The organism is Actibacterium pelagium (assembly GCF_002285415.1).
In the GTDB taxonomy this organism is placed as follows: Bacteria; Pseudomonadota; Alphaproteobacteria; order Rhodobacterales; family Rhodobacteraceae; genus Actibacterium_B; species Actibacterium_B pelagium.
Window position 1 is genome coordinate 205,677 of the sequence record NZ_NSBU01000007.1, and the last position, 25,370, is coordinate 231,046.

Consider the following 25,370-nt stretch of genomic DNA (forward strand, 5'->3'; position numbering starts at 1 on the left):
TCGTTTGGTGCCGAATTACTCGATCATTGATGAAGAGTATTCGCCAAACCGGGCAAATTTTCAACGAGAACGTGTCGCCGACCCACCAAGTGGCGGTGGATCGGCGGAAAGTTGATTATTCCAGTTCGACCAACAGGTCCTTGGCGTCGATCTGGGCACCCGGCGTGACGTGGACTGCCTTGACCTTGGCGTCACGCTCGGCATGGATGCCGGTTTCCATCTTCATCGCTTCGATGGTCAGCAGCAGATCGCCTTGTTTGACCTCTTGGCCTGCTTGCGCGGCAACGGTCGCCACGACGCCCGGCATGGGGGCGCCGATGTGGTTGGCGTTGCCAAGCTCTGCCTTCGGACGCACGCTGCTAGAGGCTTTGACCTTGCGGTTCGCAATGCGGACATCGCGGGGCTGGCCGTTGAGTTCGAAGAAGACCTTGGCCTCGCCGTTCTCGTCGGTCTCGCCGATGGCCTGCATGCGGATTTCCAGCGTTTTGCCGGGGTCGATCTCGACGCTGATCTCTTCGCCCGGCTCCATGCCGTAGAAGAAGACCGGGGTCGGCAGGGTACGGACTGGACCATAGGTGCGGTGGCGGCCCATGTAATCAAGGAAGACCTTGGGGTACATCAGGTAACCGTTCAGGTCCTCATCATCGATCGTCAGACCGTCCAGTTGTTTCGACAAGTCGGCGCGGATCTCTTCCAGATCGACCGGTGCCAGATGCTTGCCCGGGCGTTCCGTGTTGGGCTTTTCGCCCTTCAGCGCCTTCTTGATGATCGCTTTCGGGAAACCACCCGGAGGCTGACCAAGGTTGCCGCGCATCATGTCGATCACCGAGTCCGGGAAGGCCACTTCGGTCTTGGGGTTCTCGACGTCGGCGCGGGTCAGGCCTTGGCTGACCATCATCAGTGCCATATCGCCAACCACTTTGGACGAGGGGGTCACCTTCACGATGTCGCCAAACATCTGGTTCACGTCGGCATACATGGCTGCGACCTCGTGCCAGCGCTCTTCAAGACCCAGGCTGCGGGCCTGCGCCTTCAAGTTGGTGAACTGACCCCCGGGCATTTCATGCAGATAGACCTCGGACGCGGGGGCTTGCAAGCCGGACTCGAAGGCGGTGTATTGCTCGCGTACGGCTTCCCAATAGTCCGAGATGCGACGCACCATGGCAGGATCGATACCGGTGTCCCGGTCGGTGTTGGTCAACGCTTCGATGATCGAGCCCATGGTCGGCTGCGAGGTGTTGCCCGAGAAAGCGTCCATGGCCACGTCGGCAATATCCACGCCAGCTTCGGATGCTGCCAGAATGGTCGCACCCGCGATGCCCGAGGTGTCATGCGTGTGGAAGTGGATCGGAATACCGACCTCTTGTTTCAGCGCCTCGATCAGCACACCAGCCGCAGTCGGCTTCAGCAGACCCGCCATGTCTTTCAGGCCAAGGAAATGGGCGCCAGCGGCTTCCAGCTCTTTCGCCATGTTGACGTAGTACTTCAGGTCGTACTTCGCGCGATCAGGGTTCAGGATGTCGCCGGTGTAGCAGATGGTGCCTTCGCACACCTTGCCACTTTCGATGACAGCGTCCATCGCGACGCGCATGTTCTCGACCCAGTTCAGGCTGTCAAAGACGCGGAACACGTCGATCCCGGTCTCGGCCGCCTGTTTGACGAAGGCCTGAACGACGTTGTCGGGATAGTTGGTGTAGCCCACGCCGTTCGAAGCACGCAGCAGCATTTGGGTCAGCAGGTTCGGCATGGCCTTGCGCAGGTCACGCAGGCGCTGCCACGGGCATTCCTGAAGGAAGCGATAGGCGACATCAAAGGTCGCACCGCCCCAGCATTCCATCGAAAAGAGCTGCGGTAGGTTCGCCGCATAGGTCGGCGCCACGCGGATCATGTCGATCGAGCGCATGCGGGTCGCCAGCAGAGATTGGTGGCCATCACGCATGGTGGTGTCGGTCAGCAGCAGTTGCTTCTGCTCGGTCACCCACTTGGCCAGACCTTCTGCGCCATCCTTTTCAAGGATTTGCTTGGTGCCAGACGGCGGGGTCTCGACCAGCAGTTTCGGTGGCTTTGGTGGTTTGGCAGTGGCGGGTTTGGCGCGGCCCTCGGTCTCGGGGTGGCCGTTGACGGTGATATCACCGATGTAGGTCAGGATCTTCGTCGCGCGGTCACGGCGCGGTTTGAAATCGAACAGCTCGGGCGTCTCGTCGATGAACTTGGTGTGGTACTCATAGTTCAGGAACTGCGGGTGTTTCAGCAGGTTCTCGACGAAGGCGATGTTGGTGGCCACGCCACGGATACGGAATTCGCGCAGGGCGCGGTCCATACGGGCAATCGCGGCCTCGGGCGTTGGCGCCCAGGCGGTGACCTTTTCCAGCAGCGAGTCATAATAGCGGGTGATGACCGCGCCCGAATAAGCGGTGCCGCCGTCCAGACGGATGCCCATCCCGGTCGCGCCGCGATAGGCGGTGATGCGGCCATAGTCGGGGATAAAGTTGTTGCGTGGATCTTCGGTGGTGACCCGGCACTGCAGGGCGTGGCCACGCAGCTGAACGTCATACTGGCTGGCGACCCCGGTGGCCTCGGTCAGCGACTTGCCTTCGGCGATCTTGATCTGGGCCTGCACAATGTCGATGCCGGTCACTTCTTCGGTGACGGTGTGTTCTACCTGAACGCGGGGGTTCACCTCGATGAAGTAGAACTCGCCCGAGTCCATATCCATCAGGAACTCAACGGTCCCTGCGCATTCATAGTTCACATGTTCGCAGATCTTCTTGCCCAAGCCGCACAGCATCTCGCGCTGAGCCGACGACAGGTACGGGGCAGGGGCGCGTTCGACGACCTTCTGGTTCCGGCGCTGGACCGAGCAGTCACGTTCCCACAGGTGATAGGTGTTGCCGTGCTTGTCGCCAAGGATCTGAACCTCGACGTGGCGCGCGCGCATGATCATCTTTTCCAGATAACCTTCGCCGTTGCCAAAGGCGGCCTCGGCTTCGCGGCGACCTTCGCGCACTTTCTCTTCCAGCTCGCCTTCGTTCATGATTGGGCGCATGCCGCGACCGCCGCCACCCCACGAGGCTTTCAGCATCAGCGGGTAGCCGATTTCAGCCGCCTGCTTGCGGATCTCGTCCATGTCGTCGCCCAGAACCTCGGTCGCGGGGATGACTGGCACGTCAGCGGCGATGGCGACCTTGCGGGCGCTGGCCTTGTCGCCCAGGGCGCGCATGGTTTCGGCCTTGGGGCCGATGAAGGCGATGCCGTTGGCTTCACAGGCGTCTACAAAGTCGGGGTTCTCGGACAGCAGACCGTAGCCGGGATGGATCGCGTCGGCGCCGCATTCCTTCGCAACGCGGATGATCTCGTCAATCGCCAGATAGGCCTGAACGGGACCCAGCCCCTCGCCAATATGATAGGCCTCGTCCGCCTTGAACCGGTGTAAGCCCAGCTTGTCTTCCTCGGCATAGACCGCGACGGTTCGTTTCCCCAATTCGTTCGCCGCCCGCATGACGCGAATGGCGATCTCCCCTCGGTTGGCGACCAGAATCTTGGCGAAGTCAGGCATGGTAGGCTCCCAGGTATGTCGAGTTGAAAGTGTTATGAAGGATTTATGAACTCAAACAAGGTTTCTGCGGGTGCAAAATGCGGATTTCGGTATAAAAATGTTACCAAAATGAGATGGACCGCTTGGTCGAGAAATTTTCCGCTGACCGATCTGGCTGTTGGGTAATTTTATTTCAAACTTTTTTCAGGCGCTTGTTGGGCACGAGTTCTTATCGCATCGCCGAGGCTATAGATTCGGTTCGAAAAAGTAAGACACATTCTTCCAAGAGGTGTGATTTGGGAAAAACTTGCCGGAAGTGCCTTTGCTGTGGTGGCGGAACAATCTAAGAACATAGCTTCCCATTTTTTCCCGAACCCGCTAGGTTCCCCGCCATGAGCAGTTTTGACGAAAACGATGCATTTGAAGCCGCCGTGCCGCTAAGCCAGCGGGCGATGGCGGCGCGTTCCGCGCCCTATCTGGACGAGTTGAACCCCGCGCAGCGCGAGGCCGTTGAAACTTTGCAAGGGCCGGTTCTGATGCTCGCCGGGGCGGGGACTGGCAAGACCAAGGCGCTGACCGCGCGGATCGCGCATCTGATGAACCAAGGTGTGCGCCCGAACGAAATACTGGCAGTAACTTTCACCAACAAAGCCGCGCGCGAGATGAAGGGCCGTGTCGGCCGCCATCTGGGCGAGGCGGTCGAGGGGATGCCGTGGCTGGGCACCTTCCACGCGATTTGTGTGAAACTACTGCGCCGGCACGGGGAGCTTGTCGGGCTGAAATCGAATTTCACCATTTTGGATACGGACGACCAGATACGTCTTCTCAAGCAGTTGATCGTTGCTGCCAATATAGATGACAAACGCTGGCCTGCGCGGGCCCTAGCCTCGTTGATCGACGGTTGGAAGAACCGGGCTTTGACGCCCGAGAAGGTGCCAAACGCCGATGCTTCGGCCTTCGATCACAAAGGGACCGAACTGTACGCAGCCTATCAGGAGCGGCTGAAGACCCTGAACGCCGTGGATTTCGGTGACCTGCTGCTGCACATGGTCACGATCTTTCAAACTCATGGGGATGTGCTGGAGCAATATCAGCGTTGGTTCCGCTATATTCTTGTCGACGAGTATCAGGATACCAACGTTGCCCAATACCTGTGGCTGAGGCTGCTGGCACAAAAGCATCAGAACATTTGCTGCGTGGGCGATGACGACCAGTCGATCTATGGCTGGCGCGGGGCCGAGGTGGGCAACATCCTGCGGTTCGAGAAAGATTTCCCCGGCGCGAAAGTCGTGCGGCTGGAGCAGAACTATCGCTCGACCCCGCATATTTTGGCGGCAGCTTCCGGCGTCATCGCCGGGAACAAGGGACGGCTTGGCAAGACGTTGTGGACCGACCGGGATGACGGTGAAAAGGTTCGTCTGATCGGCCATTGGGATGGCGAGGAAGAAGCGCGCTGGATCGGTGAAGAAATCGAGGCACTACAGCGTGGCACGCGTGGGTTGCGCTCGCATGAGCTGGACCAACAGGCGATCCTTGTTCGCGCCTCGCACCAGATGCGCGCGTTTGAAGATCGGTTCCTGACCATCGGTCTGCCTTACAAGGTTATCGGCGGACCACGCTTCTATGAGCGGATGGAGATCCGGGACGCGATGGCCTATTTCCGTGTGGCCTGTTCGCCGGACGATGATCTGGCGTTCGAGCGGATCGTAAACACCCCAAAACGCGGGGTGGGGGATAAGGCCCTTCAGAATATCCAGCGGGCGGCGCGCGCCAATGAGACCTCTTTGCTGGAGGCTGCCCGGCTGCTGGTGTCTGCCGGAGAGCTTAAGGGCAAAGCCCGCGGGGCGGTTGGTCAGCTGATCGAAGGGTTCGATCGCTGGCGGGCTGCAGTCCAGAACAATGAAAACCACATCGAACTGGCCGAGATCATCCTAGAGGAATCCGGCTATACCGAGATGTGGCAGAACGACAAAACGCCCGAGGCGCCGGGCCGGCTGGAAAACCTGAAGGAACTGATCAAGGCGCTTGAGAGCTTTGAGAATCTTCAGGGGTTCCTTGAGCACGTTGCGCTGATCATGGACAACGAGGCGGATGATGGTGGCCCCAAGGTCAGCATCATGACCCTGCATGCCGCCAAAGGTCTGGAATTCCCTGTTGTCTTTCTGCCCGGATGGGAAGACGGCCTGTTTCCCAGCCAGCGCAGCATGGATGAAAGCGGGCTGAAGGGGGTCGAGGAAGAGCGCCGTCTTGCCTATGTTGGCATTACGCGGGCGGAAGAGCTGTGTACGATCTCATTTGCGGGCAACCGCCGGATCTTTGGTCAATGGCAATCGGCCCTGCCTTCGCGCTTTATTGATGAACTGCCCGAAGAGAATGTCGACGTTCTGACCGCGCCGGGCCTTTATGGCGGCGGCTACGGCGCCGCGGCGCCCTCAAGCGGAATGCAAGAGCGGATGGATCGGGCGGATGCATATAACTCGCCGGGTTGGAAGCGGATGCAAGCTCGCAGCCAATCGCGACAGACCGCGCAACCGACCGAGACCAAGGGGCTGGTCATCGATGCCACTGCGGTGTCCAGCCACGCCAAGGGTGATCGCGTGTTCCACCAGAAGTTCGGCTATGGCACGGTCATGGGCATTGAAGGTGACAAGCTGGATATCGAATTCGATAAGGCGGGGGCGAAAAAAGTTGTCGCGCGCTTCATTGTCGATGCTGCAAAAGCCGACGAGATCCCTTTCTAGGTCCTACTTCTTTGCACCAGCGACGGGGTTGTCGATCTGATCCAGATCGACAAGGTCCCACGGCATGCCAGCATTCCGGTAAATGCGCTTACCCTTGTTGGGATAGTCCGCGACGTCCTGCGCCAGACGTTCCCCGACAACCAGACAGCGCAGAACCTCTGTCCCGGTGTTCTTCATTGTATGAGCCGGGCCGCCCTTGGGGTAACCGATGAAATCGCCGGGGCCAATCACCACGGTTTGGCCATCTAGAATGACTTCACCCGTGCCTGACAGAACATAGGTGCATTCATCTTCATGATAGTGGCGGTGGTACTCGGTGCTTTCGCAGCCCGGCGGCACTTCGATGATGTGAACGCCAATTCCGGTCAAGCCAACCATGTCGCCAAGTGACTTGTTGATCCGTCTGGCGTTGCTGTTCAGGAAGTGTGTTTTGCTTAGTCCTTCAGCAGCGTCGATTTCTGTACGCTTCAGTACGAATTTCTCGGTCATTTGGGTCTCCGTTCGATGGCTTGAATCGGACGCGAGCTATGCACCTAGGTCAAGGCAAATAAAAACGGCGGTGCCAGGGAGGAGGAGGCACCGCCGTTCTTTTTAACGATGACCAAGGGAGGAGGACGGTCATCGTATACGAACCCGACGTCTTGGCCGGTATTTTGCGGTCGACAGCCAAAGGGAGGAGAAGGCTGCCGACCGGGGTATTAGGCATCATAGGGAGGAGAGATGCCTAAACTGTGGTGAAGCGGTGTCCCGCTTCGGGAAAAGTGGCGACGATACCAAGGGAGGAGGAAGGTATCGCCGCCTAATTCAGAAGACCCAGGGAGGAGGAAGGGCCGTCTGATTCTGTTGTTTACGCTGCTTTTGCAGCCTCAAGCGCCAGCGAGCGGATCATGCTGCGGCTAATTCCTAGATCAGCCAGCTCGCGATTGGTCAGCTCGCTCAGCTCGTTATATGTGTCGCGATACAGCTTGCGCTTCGCGAGGTAATCTTTGGCATGGCCGATAACGGTCGTCAGTGTTCCTACGACCCAGTTCGACGCGCCGAATGTGCTTTGCGCGATTGCCATCTTCTGCCTCTTTCGTTTTTGTTCGCTCTCGTTGATCCTCAATTTAGGGGTTTGCTGCAGGTGCACAATGAATTTCGAGGCAATGCTGCTATGCAGAATTTGCATGGTTTGCAGCTTTTAGTTTAGTCGCTGAAAAATTACGCAAGTGACGCCACGTAAAAACTGAATTTGTGATGCATTTTTAGGCAAATCACGTTTCGGCTTGCAAAATTCTTCGCAAAAACAATCTTTGCCTAAACCGTTGAAGAGGGCGAAATGAGCGTTATCAAAGACCAAATTGCTGCTGTGCTGGGTGAAATTACTGGTCCGGGTGATTCTAATCTGATGGAATCGGGACGTGTGAAAGCTCTCACTATAGAAGGTGACGTTGTTCGGTTCGTGCTAGAGGCGGCGAGCGCAGAAGAGGCGCGTAGTTTGGGCCCGCTGCGCGATCTTGCCCAATCCAAGGTCGAAGCGATCCCCGGTGTTGCGCAGGCGGTCGTCGTTATAACGGCGCATAGCGGTCAGCCGGCCCCAAAGCCTGCACCCTCGCTAAAGATCGGTCAGCATCCAACCAAAGATGGCGGTGGCAAGCCGGCGGGGGTCGACCGTATTCTGGCCGTCGCTTCGGGGAAGGGTGGGGTCGGTAAGTCGACAGTCTCCTCCAATTTGGCGGTGGCGCTTGCGCGGCAGGGGCGTCGGGTCGGCCTGCTTGATGCAGATATATATGGTCCCTCGCAGCCGCGGATGATGGGTGTCAGTAAGCGCCCAGCTTCGCCTGACGGTAAAACCATCATTCCACTTAAGGCGCATGGGGTCACTATGATGTCTATTGGTCTGATGGTGGATCCTGATCAGGCGGTTGTCTGGCGCGGTCCGATGTTGATGGGGGCCCTTCAGCAGATGCTGGGGCAGGTCGAATGGGGCGAGTTGGATGTGCTTATCGTAGACTTGCCGCCGGGCACGGGTGATGTGCAGCTAACCTTGTGTCAGAAGTCCCAAATGACCGGAGCTCTGGTGGTTTCTACGCCTCAGGACGTTGCACTTTTGGATGCGCGCAAGGCTATAGACATGTTCGGCAAGCTAAAGACGCCGGTTCTGGGGTTGATAGAGAACATGTCGTCTTTCTGTTGTCCCCATTGCGGTGGGGAAAGCCATATCTTTGGACACGGCGGTGTGCGGGCCGAGGCAGATCGGATCGGTGTGCCCTTCCTGGGTGAGCTTCCTCTGGCGCTTGAGGTCCGTCAGGCCGGCGATGCGGGTACTCCGATCGCGCTTCAGGATGGACCGGTGGCGGATGCTTATGCGCAACTCGCGCACCGGTTGGTTGCGGGCGGGATGGCCTGACCGCGGGAATTCATGGTCATTGCGGGGGATTTTGCAGCTTTAGCGGTGTAAATCGCTGAGGCTGCAACTGATTTGGGGCTGGTTATCCTGCCAAATTAAATCGCGTCGGCAAAAATTCTACTTATTAGTGGGATTTTCTGGTACTTATTTTCAAACCCGGTCTGGCACTAAATGTAGAGGGTGCGGGCAATTTTTCCGCTACAATTTGGTTGCAGTGGCGTAATTTAGCTGCGGAATAACTGCTTTTTAAGAAGTTTCTTTGCGTTTTGGGGAGTCAGCTCCCGTAAAAAACAGTTGATTTCCATGAAGTACCATGTCATCCATTAGTTACTCGATGAAGACGGGCAAATCAGGGGCAGATTAAGAACCCCGAACAAGGCACCAAGTCAGGTTTCATACAGGCACCCGCCATCATCAAATCAGATCCGGCGCGCAAGCGAGCAGACATCCCCCCAGGTGGCTTGCACAGTTGGACACCCCTTCACGGGACGAGGGCGGCGGATTGGGCAGTGGCAGCAGCTCAATCCGCCGTTTCCGTTTCGGGCGACAGTAACAAGGAGCGTCAGCGTGGCGCGTAGGTTCAGAGGCGAATACACCTTCAAGGTGGACGCGAAGGGCAGGATGTCGATCCCGGCCCTTTTTCGCCGTGTGCTGGAAGCTGGCGACCCGAACTGGACCGAAGGGCTGCGCCCGGAGCTTGTGATCGTCTATGGCGACGACAGCCGGGACTTTCTTGAAGTTTATACGATGACCGCCATCGACGCGCTGGATGACAAGATCGCGCGTCTTCCCCGTTCGCCCCTGAAACGGCGGCTAGAGCGGATGATCAGCGGTCAATCCCACCAGACCGAGGTCGACGGCGATGGCCGTCTGGTGTTGCCGCAAAAGCTGCGCCAGAAGATCGGGCTGGAAAAAGAGGCTTTCTTCATTGCCTCGGGTGATACGTTCCAAATCTGGAAGCCCGAGACATTCGAAGCTGAAGACGCCGCCTTTGCTGAAGAGCTGGGCGAGGATATCCCCGAGGGCACTGATCCGCTGGATGCACTGGACCTGATGCTCGACCAACGCGAGGATTTCTGAGCGATGCCGGCCGCTGCAAACGACAGCCGCCCGCATATCCCGGTCCTGTTGCGGCCCATTCTGAAGGCGATCGCACCGGTAGAGGGCCGCTGGTTGGATGGAACCTTCGGGGCAGGGGGCTATACACGGGCATTACTGGATGCAGGTGCGGAACACGTGATTGGCGTGGATCGCGACCCGATGGTGTTCGAGATGGCGCAAGCCTGGGCTGGCGACTATGGAGACCGACTTTCGATGGTCGAAGGCACCTTTTCGAAGCTGGACACTTATAGTGACGTGCCGCTGGACGGCGTTGTGCTGGACCTTGGGGTCAGCTCGATGCAGCTGGATCAAGCTGAGCGCGGCTTTTCGTTCATGCAGGACGGGCCGCTGGATATGCGGATGAGCCAGTCGGGCATGTCTGCTGCCGATTTCGTCAATGAAAGCAGCGACACCCAGATTGCGGATGTGCTGTACCACTTTGGTGAAGAACGTGCCTCGCGCCGGATTGCCCGCGCGATTGTCGAGGCGCGCAAGACCACGCCGTTCGAGACCACCTTTCAGTTGGTTGAAGTGATCGAAAAATGCCTGCCGCGTCCGAAACCCGGGCAAAGCCACCCGGCGACCCGCAGTTTTCAGGCGATCCGTATTGCCGTGAACAACGAGCTTGGTGAATTGGTCGAAGGCCTTGCCGCCGCCGAACGTGCGTTGAAGCCGGGTGGGCAATTGGCAGTTGTGACCTTTCACTCGATCGAAGACCGTATCGTGAAGCGCTTTTTCCAAGCACGTTCCGGTGGCGGCGGGCGGGCCAACCGCTATGCGCCAGAGGTCGAAGAGGTCGCCGCGCAGTTCAAATTGAAAAGCCGCAAGGCGATTGGTCCCGATGAACAGGAGTTGGAAGAAAACCCCCGTTCCCGGTCCTCGAAATTACGGGTGGGCATCCGCACGGACGCCCCCACAACACCGATTGATTTAAAAACTTTGGGCCTTCCCGCCCTGATGACAAAGGAAACCCGCTGATGCGCAGTCTGTTCTTTGTTTTATCTGCCCTGTCTGTGATGGCTCTGGCCTTTTGGGTCTATCAAGAGAACCACCGCACGCGTGAGGCTTTGGCGCAGACCAAGGATCTTCAGGGCGAAATCGGCCAGATGCGCGAAACGCTTGGTGTTTTGCGGGCCGAATGGGCCTATCTGAACCGCCCTGACCGGCTGCGGGAGCTGGCTGCGATCAACTACGACCGGCTTGGCCTTGTGCCGCTGCGTCCAGAGCAATTCCAGCGCGTCAGCAATGTCTCTTACCCGGCCCCTGATCTGCCACCGATCATGGTGCCGATCGACGTGATGAGCACGCAGGAGGGCGCGCAATGATCCGCACGCCTCTGCGTCCGCTTGCCCGCGTACTGGAGGCGCGGGAAAAAGGGGAGAACCCCGACAAGATCGAGCGCGAAAACCTGCGTGAACGCCACGAACAGATGCGAGACAAATCCCGCATCCGCGCCGAGGGGCGCCTTTTGGTTCTGGGGTTGATCTTCCTCGCGGGTTTCGGCGCGATTGGCGGGCGGATGGCAACCATCTCGTCTGCCGAACCGCAAGAACCAGTGGCCAGCGCTTCGCAGGCGGCGATTATCGCGCAACGGGCGGATATCACTGACCGCAATGGCAATGTGCTGGCGACCAACCTGGCGACCCACGCGCTTTATGCCCAACCGCACCATATGATCGACAAAGCCCGCGTTGCGCGCGAGCTGGTGCAAATCTTCCCCGATCTGGAGGAAGAGGCGTTGACGCGTCGGTTCTCGGATGGGCGTAAGTTCCTGTGGATCAAAAAGAAAATCAGCCCCGAGCAGCAGCAGATGGTCCATGATATCGGTGACCCCGGCTTGCAGTTCGGCCCGCGCGAGATGCGCCTGTATCCCAACGGCGCACTGGCCGCTCATATCCTTGGTGGGGCCAGCTTTGGCCGTGAGGGTGTTCAGTCGGCCGAGGTGATCGGAACGGCGGGCGTGGAAAAGGCGTTTGATGACTATCTGCGCGACGCGGCCAACGGCGGCCAGCCGCTGCGACTGTCCATCGACCTGACCATTCAAGCAGCATTGGAGCGCGTTCTTCACGGTGGCATGGTCATGATGAATGCCAAGGGCGCAACCGCCGTGATGATGGAGGCCAAGACCGGCAAGATCGTCGCCATGGCCTCGCTTCCGGATTTCGACCCAAACGAACGCCCCACGCCGCTGACCGAAGGCGATGCCTCGGACAGTCCGCTGTTCAACCGGGCGGTTCAGGGCGTGTACGAGCTTGGCTCGACGTTTAAGATCTTTACCGCCGCGCAAGCGATGGAGCTTGGGTTGGTCAATGCGAACTCTTTGGTCGATGCCGACGCCCCGATGAAGTGGGGCAAGCACAAGATCAAGGAATTCAAGAACAAGAACTATGGCCCGTACCTGTCTGTGACGGATGTCATGGTTAAGTCCTCGAACGTCGGCACAGCGAACCTTGCGCTTCAGATCGGCAAAGAGCGCCAACGCGCCTTTTTGAAAGAGCTTGGGTTCATGTCTCCGACTTCGGTCGAACTGGTCGAGGCACCCGGGGCCAAGCCGCTGACACCCAAGCATTGGGGCGATATTCACACGATCACCGTTTCCTACGGGCACGGGCTGTCGGCCAGCCCGCTGCATCTGGCCAGCGCCTACGCGACCATCGCCAATGGCGGCATTCTGGTGAAACCCACGCTGCTTGCTGATGCGCAACCAACTCAGGCCAAGCGCGTCCTCAGCCAGGAAAGCGCGGCTGATGCGCGCTCTATGTTGCGGCAGGTCGTGACGCGCGGCACGGCCAGTTTCGGCGACGTGGAAGGTTATGCCGTGGGTGGCAAGACCGGCACCGCCGATAAGCCCAAGGAACGCGGGGGCGGGTACTACGATGACAAGGTAATTGCGACCTTCGCATCGATGTTCCCGGCTCATAGCCCCGAATATGTGCTGATCGTCACGTTGGACGAGCCCGAAGACCGGACCGGCAGCGAACCCCGTCGTACTGCGGGCTGGACCGCCGTGCCCGTCGCAGCAGAGATTATCCGCCGAACCGCCCCCCTGATGGGCTTGCGGCCCGACTTTGAAACTGACACACCGGTGGCATTGATCCGAACTTCGAACTGATGCGAAAGGGGCCTCGATGCGACCGGTGAAATCTCTGGCAGAGCTTGGTCTGACCGCCCAGGGTGGCGCCGAGGCGCAGATCACCGGACTGTCGGTCGACAGCCGCCAAGTAAAACCCGGCCACCTGTTTGCAGCGCTTCCCGGCACCAAAGTTCACGGTGGTGAGTTCATCCAATATGCCCTGCGCATGGATGCAGGCGCCATTCTGACCGATGCCGAAGGCGCAAGGATTGCTGCCGAAGAACTGGCTGGCCACCCCGCAGCTTTGATCGTCGCGGAAGATCCGCGCCAGACGCTGGCCTATACCGCAGCTCTTTGGTTTGGCGCGCAGCCGCAGACCATGGTCGCTGTGACCGGGACCAACGGGAAGACCTCTGTCGCCACGTTTACGCGCCAGATTTGGGAGTTGCTGGACCTTAACGCCTGCAACTTTGGCACCGCCGGGGTTGAAGGGGCGATGACCGCGCCGATGACCCATACGACGCCCGAGCCGATCACCTTGCACAAGCTTCTGGCCGAGATGGCAGAGGCAGGCGTGACACACGCCGCGATGGAGGCCTCGTCCCATGGGTTGGCGCAATGCCGGCTGGACGGGGTGCAACTTACCGCGGCAGGATTTACGAACTTTACGCAAGACCATCTCGATTATCACGAAACCTTTGAAGAGTATTTTGCCGCCAAGGCCGGGCTTTTTGACCGGGTGCTGCCGGAAGATGGGACCGCGGTGATCAATATCGATGACCCGCGCGGTGCAGATATTGAAGCCATCGCCGACGAGCGTGGGCAGGACCTTTTGACCGTTGGCGAGAGCGAGGTCGCGGACCTTCAAATCCTGAACCAGAGGTTCGATGCCACCGGGCAAGAGTTGTTGTTTTCCTTTGAAAGCAAGACCTATCAAACTCGGCTCAACCTGATCGGCGGGTTTCAGGCACAGAACGTTCTGCTGGCAGCAGGTCTGGTGATCGCGGCCGGGGAAGAACCCAATCACGTCTTTGACACGCTGTCTGACCTGACCACCGTGCGTGGGCGGATGCAACTTGCGGCGACGCGCGACAGTGGGGCGGCGGTGTTTGTGGATTATGCCCACACGCCCGATGCGCTGGAGACAGCGCTAAAGGCGCTGCGTCCCCATGTGATGGGTCGACTAGTTGTTGTTTTCGGGGCGGGTGGCGACCGGGATACGGGCAAGCGCCCCCTGATGGGCAAGGCCGCGGCAGAATACGCCGATGTGGCCTTTGTGACCGATGATAATCCGCGCAGCGAGGACCCAGCTTCTATCCGTGCGGCGATCCTTGCGGCTTGCCCGGACGCGACCGAGGTCGGCGACCGGGCCGAGGCGATCTTGCGGGGTGTCGATGCCCTTGGGCCGGGCGACGCGCTGCTGATTGCGGGCAAGGGGCATGAGACAGGGCAGATTGTCGGCGACGACGTCTATCCTTTTGACGATGTAGAACAGGCAAGCGTTGCTGTGGCGGCGTTGGACGGGCGGGTCTCTTGATCGGCAATGTTGACCTGAAGGGCGAATTGGGCCAATCGGTCCGGAACAAATTAGAACGGCGGACAGGATAGATGCTTTTTTGGCTTACGGAATTTTCGGATGGCGGCGACTTTTTCAACCTGTTCCGCTACATCACCTTCCGGGCTGGCGGAGCGTTTTTCACCGCGCTGATCTTTGGGTTTATTTTCGGAAAGCCGCTGATTAACCTGTTGCGTCGTAAGCAGAAAAAGGGCCAGCCCATTCGTGACGACGGCCCCGAGGGGCATTTCGTCAAGGCAGGCACTCCAACCATGGGCGGGCTGCTGATCCTGTCGGCGCTGATCTTTTCCACGCTGCTATGGGCCAAGACGACGAATCCCTATGTGTGGATCGTGCTTTTGGTGACGGTGGCGTTTGGTTTGATCGGGTTTGCGGATGATTATGCCAAGGTTTCCAAGAACAATACCAAGGGTGTTTCCGGTAAGGTGCGGATGGGCTTGGGCCTCGTGGTGGCCGCGGCGGCCGGGTTCGCGGCGACCATCTTCCATCCCGAGGCCCTGTCCAACCAACTGGCCTTGCCGGTTTTCAAGGATACGCTGATCAATCTGGGTCTGCTGTTTGTGCCGTTCGCAATGATCGTGATTGTGGGGTCGGCCAATGCGGTGAACCTGACCGATGGTCTGGACGGGCTGGCGATCATGCCTGTGATGATCGCGGCAGGCACGCTGGGCGTGATTGCCTATGCCGTCGGCCGGGTCGACTTTACCGAGTATCTGGACGTGCACTACGTGCCCGGCACAGGCGAAATTCTTGTTTTCTGTTCGGCACTTATCGGCGGCGGGCTGGGGTTCCTTTGGTACAACGCGCCGCCTGCGGCTGTCTTCATGGGCGACACCGGTTCGCTGGCATTGGGCGGTGCATTGGGGGCCATCGCAGTCTGCACCAAACACGAGATCGTGCTGGCCATTGTTGGCGGTCTGTTCGTGGTTGAAGCTCTGAGCGTGATCATTCAGGTTCTGTACTTCAAACGCACCGGTAAGCGCGTGTTCCTGATGGCGCCGATCCATCACCACTTTGAAAAACGGGGCTGGGCTGAGCCGCAGATCGTGATCCGCTTCTGGATCATTTCCCTGATCCTTGCGCTGATCGGGCTGGCGACGCTGAAGCTGCGTTAAGACCGAAATCGGTCGTATGACCTGCATATGACCGACATATGACCTGCATATGAGTTTTTTGAACGTCGCCCGTGCGGGTGCGAGGGGCCGACCCCTCGCCATCTTCACAGCTTTCGACCGCTAAATCTCCGCCCGGAACCCCGGCGTAGGATTAGGGCCGTCTACCCCGTCGCCGTCGCAAGTGCCTGAGCCAGTTTATCTGTAATCTCGGTAACCTGTTCGTCCTCCATGATGAACGGAGGGGCCAGCAGGACGTGATCGCCATACTTGCCGTCTCTGGTGCCAGCCATGGGATAGCAGACCAGTCCGGCCTCGAATGCCGCGGTTTTGAACCGGGCGGACACCTTCCGATCGGGGTCGAAGGGTGTTTTGGTCTCTCGGTCAGCGACGATCTCAAGCCCCTGAAACATGCCACGTCCGCGAATATCGCCAATGAACGGGTGTTGGCCGAACCGTTCGACAAGTGCGGTATGGAGTTTCTCTCCCATCATCGCTGCGCGGGATACGAGGTTCTGACTGTCCAGCTTTTTGAACACGGCGGCGGCGGCTGCCGCGGCGACCGGGTGGCCCAGATAGGTGTGGCCGTGCTGGAAGAAACCGCTGCCGTTTTCGAGCGCTTCATAGATTTGCCGCGTGCAAAGCATCGCGCCTATGGGCTGGTAACCTGCGCCCAGCCCTTTGGCGATGCACAGGATGTCCGGTGCGATCTCATCGGCTTCACAGGCGAACAGGTGGCCGGTGCGTCCCATGCCGCACATGACCTCATCAAGGATCAGAAGAACGCCGTAGGTGTCGCAGATCTCTCGGATCCGGCGGTAGTATCCTTCGACCGCGGGCACCGCGCCCATTGTGGCGCCGACGACCGGCTCTGCCATGAAGGCCATGACCGTGTCTGGCCCAAGGCGCAGGATTTCATCTTCCAGTTCCTGCGCGGCCCGTTGACCATAGTCATAGGCGCTTTCGCCGTCGTGCCGGTCAACATATTCATAGCAGGGCGCGATGTGGCTGACGTCGATCAGCAGGGGCGCGAACTGGGCGCGCCGCCATGCGTTGCCGCCCGCAGCAAGCGCACCAAGCGTGTTGCCGTGATAACTTTGCCGCCGTGCGATGACATGCCTGCGCTGGGGCTGGCCGATTTCGATATAGTATTGGCGGGCCAGTTTGATGGCGGCCTCTGTCGCCTCGGACCCGCCTGAGACAAGATAGACCCGATCCAGATCACCGGGCGCTTTCGAGATAAGCAGATCAGCCAGCTCTTCCGCGGGTTCTGATGTGAAGAACCCGGTATGGGCAAAGGCAAGGGACTGGACCTGTTTCTGAACGGCCGCGATCACATCCGGATCGCCGTGCCCCAGACAAGAGACAGCCGCCCCGCCTGATCCGTCAAAGTAGGCTTTGCCGGTGTCGTCATAAAGGTAGCAGCCTTCTCCGCGCACAGCGCGCGGCGGCGAGGATTTCATGCTTCGTGGAAAAACATGTGACATTACTGGTCTCCTTTCGGACAGGCGCGCAGTGAATTGGCGGCTGTGCGGAACCATTTCATTTGAGGTCCAGAAGGCCACAGCGGCCTGTCTGGTTTTGGGTAATTCAGGGTGTGACGGGTCAACATGGCCGAGCCTCTATGCGGGCGCGCAACGCGCGGACCGAGGCGGCGCAATCGGCCCAGGGAGTGCCGTGAGAATCCGTCAGGCTGTTTTCAAAACCAACGCGCAGGTCGCCGCCCCGTTTCGCCGCTTCGGCGAGGACCAGATGTTCGGTCGCGCCAAAGGCGCAGACCATCCATGACCCAACGGGGGGCAGGGCTTGAAGAAGTGGGTCGAGGTTTGTGATGTCGGCTGTCTGGTTCGTGTCGTATCGGCCCAGAACCAGAATGACGCTTTCTTGTTCCGACAACACACCGCGGTCCTGCCAGCGCCGCAACATCTGAGCATCAGAGGGGTCATAGACGATGTGTTGGACCGTAATCCCCTGTGCCTTGCAGAATTCGTACATGGCTTGGGCGTTGGTTTCTGAACGGGCGGCCTCTCGCAGCGAGATAGAGACCCAAGCGGGCTTTAGGTCTTTCAGCAGCGCCAGTTGCGTGTCGGTGTCGAAGGTTCCGCCGGCCTCGGTCGTGATCTGGATGGGAAAGCCGGGCAGGACGCGATCCAGTTCGGCGATGGCCTCGGAATAGAGACCCGCATCAAGGCTGTGCTGCCCATCCCGGGTGCGCACATGCAGGTGCAGGGCGTCGGCCCCCGCAGCCGCGCAATCCACGGTCGCGGCGACGATTTCTGGTATCGTGATTGGCAGGGAAGGGTGGTCAGCCTTGCCAAGGCGTGATCCGGTGGGGGAGACCATGATTGTCATGACCGCATCCTTTCCCCGGTGGGGTCGTATAGTGGGCCCAGAGTGACCGTGGCGTCGAACATCTGCCGCGCGATGTCGACTTGAACCTGTTGTCCGTCGCGCAGCCCCTTGGCGTTGCCCAAGGCGACCGGGGCATCGACGCGGAAGCCATATCCGGCAGAGCTGGTTTGGCCGACGATTTTGTCACCTGCATAGATCGGTTCGTGGCCCAATGGCATGGCGGCCTTATTGCTGAAGGTCAGCGAGATGATCTTTGACGGCGTGCCGGCTGCGCGTTGATCTTGCAGGGCGTCAAATCCAATGAAGCCGCCTGATTTGCGCGTCGCGAATTCCAGCCCCGCGTCGATGGGCGTGACATCGCCGTCCAGTTCGTGGCCCATCGCGCAGAAGCCCTTTTCGATCCGCATGGAGGTTTGGGCGTATAGGCCTGCCGGGGTCGCTCCGGCTGCGGTCAGCGCGTCATAGACGGCCTGCGAATCTTCGGATCGCATGGTGATTTCCCACCCGGCTTCGCCCACATAGGACATGCGTGCTGCGCGGATGGGTTTGTCGGCGATCTTGGCGGTGCCGATCTTGAAATAGCCAAGATCGTTCAGCTCTGCGGCGCCGATTTCGGTGGCGATCCGCGCGGCTTGAGGTCCCATAAGGCCCAGAACGGCGCAGGTCTCTGTCGTGTCGTTGATCGAGACATCAAAGCCGTTGGCATGGGCGTGAAGCCACGCGAGGTCGCGCTTGATTGCGGTTGTGCCCACGAACAGCCGGTAATGATCCACGGCGATCCGCTGTGCGGTCAGGTCGCTTTCAAATGTGGCGCGTTCGTTGAGCATGGCGGTGTAGATCACCGACCCTGGCTTCCGGCCTACATGACCAGAGCAGACCTTCAGCAAAAAGGCTTCGGCATCCGGGCCGGTCACGTCGATCTTGCCGAAGGATGAGGCATCAAAGATCGCGGCAAGTGTATGCGCGGCCTTGACCTCTGCCTGTACCGCGTCGTGCCAGTCGGGGCGGCCAAAGCGCAGTTCGGGCTCTGTGCCACCGAAATACAGCGGACGTTCCCACCCATAGAATTGACCGAACTTTGCCCCTGCCTGCGCATAGGTGTCGTGCAGCGGCAGTTTGCGCAGGTTACGCGCTGTGCGCAGTTGCTTGCCGGGGAACGGTATCTCGTAATGCGTACCCAGAATTTCAGGGGCGCGGGCCATCAGGTGCTGAACCGAGTTGAACACCGGGGCAAAGCGTTTGGCGTCAGCCTCGGACAGGTCATAGGCCGTGCGCCCGTGAACGATCTGATGGGCAAGGTTCATCCCGGCACCGCCGCCCGCTGCAACCCCCATTGAGTTCATGCCGCAGCCCAGAAACAAGCCGCGTGTTTCGGCGGTTTCCCCCAACATGAAGGATCCGTCCGGGGTAAAGCTTTCAGGCCCGTTCAGAAGCATCTTCACCTCGGCCGTTTCCAGCGCGGGCAGGCGATGCAGCGCGTTGATCATCATCGGCTCGAAATGATCCCAGTCCTCGGGCAGCAATCCGAAAGCGAAATTTTCGTCCAGAACACCCGGCGCAATCGCTTTGCCCATCGGTTCGAAGCAGCCGACAAGCAGGCCGCCGGAATCGTCGCGGATGTAAAGATAGTTGTCGTGGTCCGACAGGGTGGGCATGTTGCCGGTGATGCCGTCGATTGGCTTTGTCAGCAGGTAAAAATGCTCGCACGGCCAAAGCGGAACTTCGGCACCGGCAAGGGCGCCAACTTCGCGGGACCATAGCCCAGAGCAGATTGCAACGGCGTCACAACGGATGGTGCCCTGCGTGGTCTCGACCCCGCGGACCTTTCCGTTTTCGGTCAGAATGCCTGTAACGCCGGTATCTTCGAAAATCTTGGCGCCGTGGGATTTTGCGCCTTTCACCAAGGCGGCGCAGACATCGGACGGCGAAACGCGCCCGTCTTCTGGCGACCAGACCGCGCCGATCACGTCTTCGCTGTTCATTAGCGGCCAGCGCTCTGCCGCTTCGCCCGGAGAGATGGATGTTGCCCGGATCCCATAGGCGTGGGCGAGGGCCTCTTGTCTGCGGATCAGTGTCAGCCGGTCTTGGTTCGTGGCGATGGACAGCGACCCCTTTTGGATCCAGCCCACCGACTGCCCGGTTTCCTTTTCCAACTGGCTGTAGAGGTCGACAGAATACTGGATCATCCGCGTCAGGTTCCGGGAAGAGCGCAAGGCGCGCACCTGCGCGGCCGAATGCCATGTTGTCCCAGAGGTCAGCTTGTTCCGTTCCAGCAGCACCGTGTCCGCGCCGAACTTGGCAAGGTGGTACAGCGTCGAGCATCCCATGACGCCCCCGCCGATAACGACAACTGATGTGTGATCCGGAAAAGCGTTCACCCCGGCGATTCCCCTATGAATTCCCAAGTGAAACATCTGTTTCAAAGGTTGACAAGATGCAAAACAATTGAAACGCTCTGTTTCAGAACGAATCCGGGGGGAACCGCGTGCCGCAGTCGACAACAATCGAAGAGCGGATCAGTAAAAGTTATGCCGGGCTCAGCGATAAGCTGCAGCTTGCGGCCGACTACGTGGCTGAAAATCCCATCGATGTTGCGACCCGTTCTCTGCGCTCGGTCGCGTCGACAAGCGGCGTTTCTCCGGCGACTTTCTCGCGTTTGGCGCGGGCGCTGGGGTACAGCGATTACGAGCAATTGCGCGAAGACGGCCGTGCCGCGATGGGCCGGAAGATGGAATCTTTTTCCGAGCGCGCACATGCCTTGAGGTCCAGTTCCCAGCCGCCAGAAGGGCGCATCTACCTGCATCGTCAGGCTGCGGCCTGTATCGCGAATATCGAATTTCTGGACCGGGATATCTCTAACGATCAGTTAGAGGCGGCAGTGGATGCCCTTCACAACGCTCGGTCAGTCTTGTTGGTGGGCTCTTTGGGGTCGTCGGGATTTGTCGATTACTTCTCTTACCTGACGCACTGGTTTTCCGGTAATTGGACAGTGGCCGGGCGCAACGGCACGACGCTGGCAGCGACCATGGCGCAGCTGGGGACAGATGACGCGGTGATTGCCCTGTCCAAAGCACCTTATGCGCGGCGGACGATCTCGGCGCTGAAGGCCGCCAAGGAAAAAGGTGTGACGACTGTGGTCATCACCGACAACCATGGTTCACCCGCACTGGAATTTGCCGATCATGCCTTTGTCGTTCCGACAGAGAGCCCACAGTTTTTTTCGTCGTATGCAGCGACGCTCGTTCTTATCGAAACAATAGTCACAATGCTTTTGACCAAATCAGGACCCGAGGCCGAGGACATGATCCGCGCCGCCGAGGACCAGATACGCAGTCTTGGAGAAACCTGGACTGGGTAACCCGCGAACGACCAAACATATAACACGGGAGTAAAACATGTTTGCGAAACTGAAACTGACGGCAGCAGCCGTCGCGCTGACAGTGGCAGGTGGTGCCGCTTATTCTCAGCAGACTTTCATCACGATCGGTACTGGTGGTGTGACCGGTGTGTATTATCCGACGGGCGGCGCGATCTGCCGTCTGGTGAACAAGGACCGTAAAGAGCACGGCGTTCGTTGCTCGGTCGAATCCACCGGTGGTTCGGTTTACAACACCCGCACCATTCGCGAAGGCGAGCTGGACTTCGGCGTGGTTCAATCGGACGTGCAGTCCGCAGCCATCGACGGTGTGCGTGCCTTTGAAAACGACGAGCCCTATGGCGACCTGCGGGCCGTATTCTCAGTCCACCCAGAGCCGATGCATGTGATGGTGCGTGCGGATTCTGGCATCAACTCTGTCATGGATATGAAGGGCAAGCGCGTAAACATCGGTAACCCCGGTTCCGGTACGCGCGTACTGGCTGATGTTCTGATGGGTGCCGCTGGCGTATCCCCGGATGATTTCGCGCTGGCAGCCGAGCTGAAGTCGTCCGAGCAATCCGCAGCGCTGTGCGACGGTAAGCTGGATGCCGCGATCTGGGCAGCCGGTCTGCCGAACGGATCGTCGATGGAAGCAACCTCGACCTGTGACATCAAGATCCTGGATCTGACCTCGTCGGGTATGGACAAAGTGCTTGCTGAAAACCCGGCCTATGCTGCGGCGGGTATTCCGGGTGGCATGTATCCGGGCAACCCGGATGACATCCAGTCCTGGGGTCCGAAAGCCACCTTTGTCACTGACGCGTCGACCTCTGACGACGTTGTCTATGTTCTGGTGAAGGCGATCTTCGAGAACTTCGATGACTTCAAGAAACTGCACCCTGCCTTTGGTCGTCTGACAGAACAGCAGATGATCAAGGATGGTCTGAGCGCGCCTCTGCATCCGGGTGCTGCGAAGTACTATAAAGAACGCGGCTGGATGTAACCGGCCCGGCGCCGACTGAAGCGCCCCTAATATGACAGCGGTTGGCGGCGAAGATCGCCAACCGCCCAACCAACAGAGGGACTTCCATGACAGACGCACGTAATGACACCGGCATAGACCCGGCGCTGGAAGACATCGTTGCTGACGCCGATACAGGCGGACGCGCTCCTGCGGACAAATTTGGCCGTCGTGCCCTGTGGGTGTTGCCTCTTTGCTGGGCGATCTATCAACTTTGGATCGCGTCCCCGTTGCCGTTCATTGTCGGGTTTGTCTGGAACGACACCCAAACACGGTCGATCCACCTTGGGTTTGCCGTGCTTCTGGCCTTTCTGGCTTTCCCGGGGTTGAAGTCCTCTCCCCGTCACAAAATTCCTGCACTGACCTGGGTCGTCGCATTGGTCGCAGCTGCTGCGGCCTCTTACCTTTGGTGGGACTATCGCGGCGTTGCGGACCGGACCGGGTCCCCGAATACGACCGACCTGATCTTTGCCGGGATCGGGATCGTCCTGCTTCTGGAAGCGGCGCGCCGGTCGCTGGGTTTCCCGCTGATGGGCGTGGCCCTGTTCTTCCTTTCTTATGTCTTCTTCGGATCGTGGTCCGGCCTGCCGGAAGTGGTCCAGTGGAAAGGCGCGTCTTTTGAAAAGGCGATGAGCCATATGTGGCTGACCACCGAAGGTGTCTTTGGTGTGGCCCTTGGCGTTTCGTCTGGTTTCGTCTTCCTGTTCGTCCTGTTCGGCGCCTTGCTGAACCAAGCGGGGGCGGGCAACTATTTCCTTCAATTGGCCTTTGCTGCGCTGGGTCATTTGCGGGGCGGACCGGCCAAGGCCGCCGTGATCGCCTCGGCCGCGACGGGGCTGATCTCGGGTTCGTCCATCGCCAATGTTGTGACAACGGGGACCTTCACGATCCCCCTGATGAAGAAGGTGGGTTTCCCTGCCACCAAGGCGGGTGCGGTTGAGGTGTCGTCCTCGATCAACGGGGTGCTGACGCCGCCGGTAATGGGCGCGGTCGCGTTCCTGATGACGGAATATGTGGGCATCTCTTACGTCGAGGTGGTCAAAACCGCGATTGTCCCTGCGGCGATTTCTTATGTCGCGCTGGTCTATATCGTGCACCTCGAAGCGCTGAAGTCCGGCATGACCGGTACCTCGCGCATGCATCCTGTGAAATTCATTCTGGGTGCGATCTTTATCATCGCGATTTCCATCGTCATCGCGGGTGGTTTGCTGTTCCTGACCGGCGTCGTTGTCGACACCATCACCAGCACATTTGGCGGCGCTGCGATGTATGTCATCCTGCTGCTGATGCTGGTGGCCTATGTCGCCGCAGTTCGGTTCGCAGCCAAGGGCCCGGATCTGGAGGCCAGCCTGGATTCGATGCAGCACCTGCCGCCGGTCCGGGAAATCTTCAAGACCGGTATCCACTATATCATGCCGATCCTTCTGCTGATGTATCTGCTGATGATCGAGCGGAAATCCCCCGGTCTTTCGGCCTTCTGGTCGACGATCGCGATGCTGTTCATTCTGCTGACCCAGAACCCGCTCAAGGCGTTCTTCCGCGGCCAAAGCGAGGTCGGCACGAAGATCAAGGAAGGCATCAGCGATATTGCGGAAGGCATGATTGCCGGGGCCCGCAATATGATCGGTCTTGCCGCGGCAATGGGTGTTGCCGGTATCATCGTTGGCGCCGTCACACTGACCGGCATCGGTCAGGTCATGGCAGAGTTCGTCGAGTTCCTGTCAGGTGGCAACCTGCTGGCGATGCTGTTCTTCGTGGCAGTCATCTCGATCATTCTGGGCATGGGCCTGCCGACGACGGCGAACTATATCGTTGTGTCCTCGCTTATGGCGGGCGTGGTTGTTGAGCTGGGCGCGCAGTCCGGGCTGATCGTCCCGCTGGTCGCGGTTCACATGTTCGTCTTCTACTTCGGGATCATGGCGGATGTGACGCCCCCTGTGGGGCTGGCCTCTTTCGCGGCGGCCGCCATTTCCAAAGGTGATCCGCTGAAAACAGGCTTTCAGGCGTTCTTCTATTCGATCCGGACCGCGCTGTTGCCGTTCCTGTTCATCTTCAACACCGATCTGCTGTTGATTGATGTCGGACCGGTTCAGGCGGTGTTCGTGTTCATCTTCGCGCTGATCGCCATGTTGCTGTTTGCGGCGGGAACGATGAACTACTTCATTGTGCCGTCGCGCCTTTATGAAAGTGCGGGTTTGCTGTTGGCGGCCTTTATCTTGTTCCAGCCGGGGTATTTCCTGAACCAGTTGTCGCCAGAGTTCGAAACAAGGCCAGGGACCGATCTGTTCTCTATGGCCGAAGCTGCGCCAGACGATGCCTCGCTTAGGGTGCGCCTTGTTGGTGAAAACCTGAAGGGTGATCTGATCGATGCGCGATACCTGCTTCCGCTTGGGGCCGCGGGAGGGGACGGTGAAAGCCGTCTGCTCGACGGTGCCGGGATCGAGTTCCGGGACGAGGAGGGCAAGATCTTCGTCGATAACCTGAACTTTGGCGGGCCAGCTGAACAGCTTGGCATCGATTGGGATTGGGAGTTGGTCGAGCTGGAGGTTCCTGCGGATCGTCTTCCGAAGGAAATCTTCTACCTGCCGGCGCTGCTGATCGTCGGGCTGGTCTTCTTCCTGCAACGCCGCCGCCAACCAAAGGAGGCCTTGGCATGAGCAAACACATCCTTTGCGCAATTGATTTGACCCATATGGACAACGCGCGTGCGCTTGTGACCGAAGCGGGGCGGATCGCCAACATGGAGCAGGCGCTGCTAAGCGTCGTGACGGTCTTGCCCGACTATGGGTCCTCTTTTGTCGGCTCGTTCTTCAAGGACGGAACCTTGAAAGGGGCCGCCGAAGCGGCGCGGCAGTCGTTGCACGCTTTGGTCGACGAGGTGCTGCCAGATGCGGGTACGGTGCAATGTATCGTCGAGATCGGCTCTGCCTATGAGGAAATTCTGGACGCGGCCAAGAAATGCGACGCGGACATGATCATCGTAGGCGCCCATAAGCCTGATCTGGCGGACCGCATCATTGGCCCAAACGCAGCCCGGATTGTGCGTCATGCCGATGTGTCGGTGCTGGTCTTGCGTATCTGAGTGCAGGTCGGATTGGATTGCCCGAGGGCC

18 protein-coding genes are annotated in these 25,370 nt (G+C 59.2%); 12 read left to right on the forward strand and 6 right to left on the reverse strand.

All coding sequences use genetic code 11. The features are described 5' to 3' along the window. Positions 1-115: 115 nt before the first annotated feature. Positions 116-3,556, reverse strand: coding sequence for a pyruvate carboxylase (gene pyc / locus CLM58_RS09930; protein ID WP_095595784.1), 3,441 nt, complete (start codon positions 3,554-3,556; stop codon positions 116-118). Between the two features lie 371 nt (positions 3,557-3,927). Here pyc and CLM58_RS09935 point away from each other — a divergent pair, with 371 nt between their 5' ends. Then, positions 3,928-6,276, forward strand: coding sequence for an ATP-dependent helicase (locus CLM58_RS09935; RefSeq protein ID WP_095595785.1), 2,349 nt, complete (start codon positions 3,928-3,930; stop codon positions 6,274-6,276). A gap of 3 nt (positions 6,277-6,279) precedes the next feature. Here CLM58_RS09935 and CLM58_RS09940 read toward each other — a convergent pair whose 3' ends face one another. Together CLM58_RS09940 and CLM58_RS09945 are read right to left on the reverse strand one after the other, a co-directional pair. Further along, complete coding sequence (locus CLM58_RS09940) at positions 6,280-6,765, reverse strand: cupin domain-containing protein (protein WP_095595786.1); 486 nt, start codon at positions 6,763-6,765, stop codon at positions 6,280-6,282. A 358-nt stretch (positions 6,766-7,123) separates the two neighbouring features. Then, on the reverse strand, positions 7,124-7,339 hold the full coding sequence (locus tag CLM58_RS09945) for a DUF1127 domain-containing protein (protein WP_095597051.1): 216 nt from the start codon (positions 7,337-7,339) through the stop codon (positions 7,124-7,126). Between the two features lie 255 nt (positions 7,340-7,594). Between CLM58_RS09945 and CLM58_RS09950 the strand changes: the two genes are divergently transcribed. From CLM58_RS09950 to mraY, 7 genes are all read left to right on the forward strand, one after another. Continuing rightward, entirely contained in the window at positions 7,595-8,665 is a 1,071-nt protein-coding gene (locus CLM58_RS09950; protein ID WP_095595787.1) for an Mrp/NBP35 family ATP-binding protein, read from the forward strand. Positions 8,666-9,232: 567 nt separating this feature from the next. After that, positions 9,233-9,745, forward strand: a complete 513-nt coding sequence (gene mraZ, locus CLM58_RS09955) for a division/cell wall cluster transcriptional repressor MraZ (protein ID WP_095595788.1) — start codon at positions 9,233-9,235, stop codon at positions 9,743-9,745. A gap of 3 nt (positions 9,746-9,748) precedes the next feature. Next, positions 9,749-10,744, forward strand: a complete 996-nt coding sequence (gene rsmH, locus CLM58_RS09960; RefSeq protein WP_095595789.1) for a 16S rRNA (cytosine(1402)-N(4))-methyltransferase RsmH — start codon at positions 9,749-9,751, stop codon at positions 10,742-10,744. Further along, a complete protein-coding gene (ftsL, locus tag CLM58_RS09965) occupies positions 10,744-11,091 on the forward strand; it encodes a cell division protein FtsL (RefSeq protein WP_188720446.1) in 348 nt (115 codons plus the stop codon). The genes rsmH and ftsL overlap by 1 nt, the downstream gene beginning before the upstream one ends. Continuing rightward, positions 11,088-12,878, forward strand: coding sequence for a peptidoglycan D,D-transpeptidase FtsI family protein (locus CLM58_RS09970; protein WP_095595791.1), 1,791 nt, complete (start codon positions 11,088-11,090; stop codon positions 12,876-12,878). Before ftsL ends, CLM58_RS09970 begins: the two co-directional genes overlap by 4 nt. A gap of 16 nt (positions 12,879-12,894) precedes the next feature. Next, the gene (locus CLM58_RS09975; RefSeq protein WP_095595792.1) at positions 12,895-14,376 is read left to right on the forward strand and encodes a UDP-N-acetylmuramoyl-L-alanyl-D-glutamate--2,6-diaminopimelate ligase; all 1,482 of its coding nucleotides are present in this window, start codon (positions 12,895-12,897) and stop codon (positions 14,374-14,376) included. 71 nt (positions 14,377-14,447) lie between these two features. Continuing rightward, complete coding sequence (mraY, locus tag CLM58_RS09980; RefSeq protein WP_095595793.1) at positions 14,448-15,530, forward strand: phospho-N-acetylmuramoyl-pentapeptide-transferase; 1,083 nt, start codon at positions 14,448-14,450, stop codon at positions 15,528-15,530. Positions 15,531-15,691: 161 nt separating this feature from the next. Here the strand turns inward: mraY and CLM58_RS09985 are convergent, their stop codons facing one another. From CLM58_RS09985 to CLM58_RS09995, 3 genes are all read right to left on the reverse strand, one after another. Beyond that, positions 15,692-17,014 carry an aspartate aminotransferase family protein gene (locus CLM58_RS09985; RefSeq protein WP_095595794.1) on the reverse strand — a complete coding sequence of 441 codons (1,323 nt, stop codon included), beginning with the start codon at positions 17,012-17,014 and terminating at the stop codon, positions 15,692-15,694. Between the two features lie 118 nt (positions 17,015-17,132). After that, positions 17,133-17,879 carry a BKACE family enzyme gene (locus tag CLM58_RS09990; protein WP_095595795.1) on the reverse strand — a complete coding sequence of 249 codons (747 nt, stop codon included), beginning with the start codon at positions 17,877-17,879 and terminating at the stop codon, positions 17,133-17,135. Continuing rightward, positions 17,876-20,206 carry a GcvT family protein gene (locus CLM58_RS09995; RefSeq protein ID WP_229666146.1) on the reverse strand — a complete coding sequence of 777 codons (2,331 nt, stop codon included), beginning with the start codon at positions 20,204-20,206 and terminating at the stop codon, positions 17,876-17,878. Before CLM58_RS09995 ends, CLM58_RS09990 begins: the two co-directional genes overlap by 4 nt. 158 nt (positions 20,207-20,364) lie before the next feature. Here CLM58_RS09995 and CLM58_RS10000 point away from each other — a divergent pair, with 158 nt between their 5' ends. The 4 genes from CLM58_RS10000 (at position 20,365) to CLM58_RS10015 (ending at position 25,340) form a co-directional block, all read left to right on the forward strand. Beyond that, positions 20,365-21,237, forward strand: a complete 873-nt coding sequence (locus CLM58_RS10000; RefSeq protein WP_095595797.1) for a MurR/RpiR family transcriptional regulator — start codon at positions 20,365-20,367, stop codon at positions 21,235-21,237. A 37-nt stretch (positions 21,238-21,274) separates the two neighbouring features. Further along, positions 21,275-22,240: a TAXI family TRAP transporter solute-binding subunit gene (locus CLM58_RS10005; RefSeq protein ID WP_095595798.1), complete on the forward strand. Its 966-nt coding sequence runs from the start codon at positions 21,275-21,277 to the stop codon at positions 22,238-22,240. An 86-nt stretch (positions 22,241-22,326) separates the two neighbouring features. Next, positions 22,327-24,915, forward strand: a complete 2,589-nt coding sequence (locus CLM58_RS10010) for a TRAP transporter permease (RefSeq protein ID WP_095595799.1) — start codon at positions 22,327-22,329, stop codon at positions 24,913-24,915. After that, positions 24,912-25,340 (forward strand): universal stress protein, encoded by a 429-nt coding sequence (locus CLM58_RS10015; RefSeq protein WP_095595800.1) that lies wholly within the window; start codon positions 24,912-24,914, stop codon positions 25,338-25,340. Before CLM58_RS10010 ends, CLM58_RS10015 begins: the two co-directional genes overlap by 4 nt. The last annotated feature ends 30 nt before the right edge of the window (positions 25,341-25,370 follow it).